3 protein-coding genes and 1 pseudogene are annotated in these 2,126 nt (G+C 72.2%); all 4 read left to right on the forward strand.

Annotated features, from left to right (window positions below):
• Positions 1–197, forward strand: a pseudogene (locus tag DQW06_RS28505) (ABC transporter ATP-binding protein); the annotation flags it as partial.
• A 365-nt stretch (positions 198–562) separates the two neighbouring features.
• Positions 563–1,198, forward strand: a complete 636-nt coding sequence (locus DQW06_RS28510) for a maleylpyruvate isomerase family mycothiol-dependent enzyme (protein ID WP_117199641.1) — start codon at positions 563–565, stop codon at positions 1,196–1,198.
• 188 nt (positions 1,199–1,386) lie between these two features.
• Positions 1,387–1,698 (forward strand): helix-turn-helix transcriptional regulator, encoded by a 312-nt coding sequence (locus tag DQW06_RS28515; RefSeq protein ID WP_013152876.1) that lies wholly within the window; start codon positions 1,387–1,389, stop codon positions 1,696–1,698.
• Positions 1,695–2,087 (forward strand): VOC family protein, encoded by a 393-nt coding sequence (locus DQW06_RS28520; RefSeq protein WP_013152877.1) that lies wholly within the window; start codon positions 1,695–1,697, stop codon positions 2,085–2,087. Before DQW06_RS28515 ends, DQW06_RS28520 begins: the two co-directional genes overlap by 4 nt.
• Positions 2,088–2,126: the final 39 nt, after the last annotated feature.

Raw genomic sequence — 2,126 nt, forward strand, 5'->3', positions numbered from 1 at the left:
AGTACGCCGACCTGGGCCGCCAGGAGGGCGGCGTGACCGTGCTCGTCACGCACCGCTTCACGACCGCCCGGGCGGCCGACCTCATCGTGGTGATGGACGGCGGCCGGGTCGTGGAGACCGGCACCCACGACACGCTGAGCCGGGCCGACGGGCTCTACGCCGAACTGTTCCGCCTCCAGGCCCGGTACTTCGTCTGACCGGCCGCGCCGGACCCGGACTGACGTGCTCCCCCTCCTGGAAGAGAGGGGTACCGACCGTCCACGACGGGACGGCCCCGCCCGGGCGGGGCCGTCCCGCGACAGCGGTTCCCCGCCGGTGACAGGGAGCCCTCGTCTCCACATGAGCGACGGGCTGTCACCTCATCCCGAGGTCAGTGTCGGAACCCGGCGATACGGGTGGTGCGAGCGCCGTGTGCCCGGGGACGACGGGGCGCCGAACTGTCGGAGGCCCGGGCCATAATCCCGGCGTCCGCCCACCACCGTGGGGGCGAGGCGAGAACCCGTCCCGAGGAGAGCCCGATGACGTCACCGACACCCCGCCCGTGCCACGGAACCCGCCGCCGGTGAGCGGCCGCGCGGACCTGTGGCCGCTGATCCACCGGGAGCGGGCGGCGCTGGCCGACGACTTGTCGGAGCTGACCGAGGAACAGTGGGCGACGCCGTCGCTGTGCGCGGGTCTGACCGTGCGCGAGGTGCTCGCGCACCTGACGTCGTCGGCGAGCCTCAACGGGCTGCGATGGCTGGCCGGGGTCATCCGCTGCCGGTTCGACTTCGACGCCCAGGTCGCGATGCGCCTGGCGGAGCAGATGGGGACCTCCGGCGTCGACACCCTCGCGCGCTTCCGGGGGATCGTGGAGAGCACGACCTCACCGCCCCTGCCCAAGCCCGCCATCCTGGGGGAGGTGATCGTGCACGGCGAGGACATCAGGCGGCCCCTGGGCATCGTCAGCGCCCGTCCGATCGCCGCGCTGACCCTCGTGGCGGACTACTACCGGGGCTCGGACCAGGTCGTCGTCGCCAGGAGCCGGATCCGGGGGTTGAATCTCCAGGCCACCGACGGTCCGTTCGCCTCCGGCGCCGGGCCGCTCGTCCGCGGGAGCACGCTCGCCCTGATCATGGCGATGACCGGCCGCTCCGCGCACTTGGACGAGCTCACCGGCGACGGTGTGGAGATCCTGCGCGAACGCGCGGAGGGCTGACCCGCCACAGCGGGGGGAGCGGGGGACCGCGGCCGCACCGACCGGGCGTTCGAGGTCCCCTCCAGGCGGACCGGACCGGCCATGAGGCGCGGGGGCCTCGGCGTCCGTTCCGCGAAGGCCATCGCAGTGCGGGTCGCGCCGCGACACGGCGTGTCCCGACTCGACATGCAAGCGTTCACTTGCCTATCATGGTGGCCGTGGCAGACGACCTCTTCAAAGCCCTGGCCGACCCGACCCGTCGCACCATCCTCGACGAGCTCACGGAGAAGTCCGGCCAGACACTGTTCGAGATCTGCTCGCGGTTGGCCATGAAGCACCAGCTCGGCATCTCGCGCCAGGCGGTCTCCCAGCACCTCGCCGTGCTGGAGGCCGCCGGGCTCGTCGAGACCAGGCGCGAGGGCCGCTACAAGTTCCACGACCTCAACACGGCCCCGCTGCGGCGGATCGCCGAGCGATGGCTTGCGCCAGACACATCCGGACCGGAGGAGAGCAACCCGTGAAGATCCACCTGACCAGCATCTTCGTCAACGACCAGGCCAAGGCCGAGCACTTCTACACCGAGATCCTCGGCTTCGTGAAGAAGCACGACGTCCCGGTGGGGGAGAAGGACCGGTGGCTGACCGTCGTCTCGCCCGACGAGCCCGAGGGCACCGAACTGCTCCTGGAGCCCGCCGGCCACCCGGCCGTCGGCGCCTACCGCGACGCCCTGGTCAAGGACGGCATCCCGCTCGCCCAGTTCGCCGTCGCCGACGTGCGGGCGGAGTACCAGCGCCTGAGCGGCCTCGGCGTCCGCTTCACGCAGGAACCCCTGGAGATGGGCCCGGTCACCACCGCCGTCTTCGACGACACCTGCGGCAACCTGATCCAGATCGCGACCGAGCCCCGGTAGGCGGTCGCCCGAACCCGGACGCGGGGCCCGGCCGCACCC

The sequence above is a fragment of the Nocardiopsis sp. TNDT3 genome, assembly GCF_003427465.1.
GTDB classification, from domain to species: Bacteria; Actinomycetota; Actinomycetes; order Streptosporangiales; family Streptosporangiaceae; genus Nocardiopsis; species Nocardiopsis dassonvillei.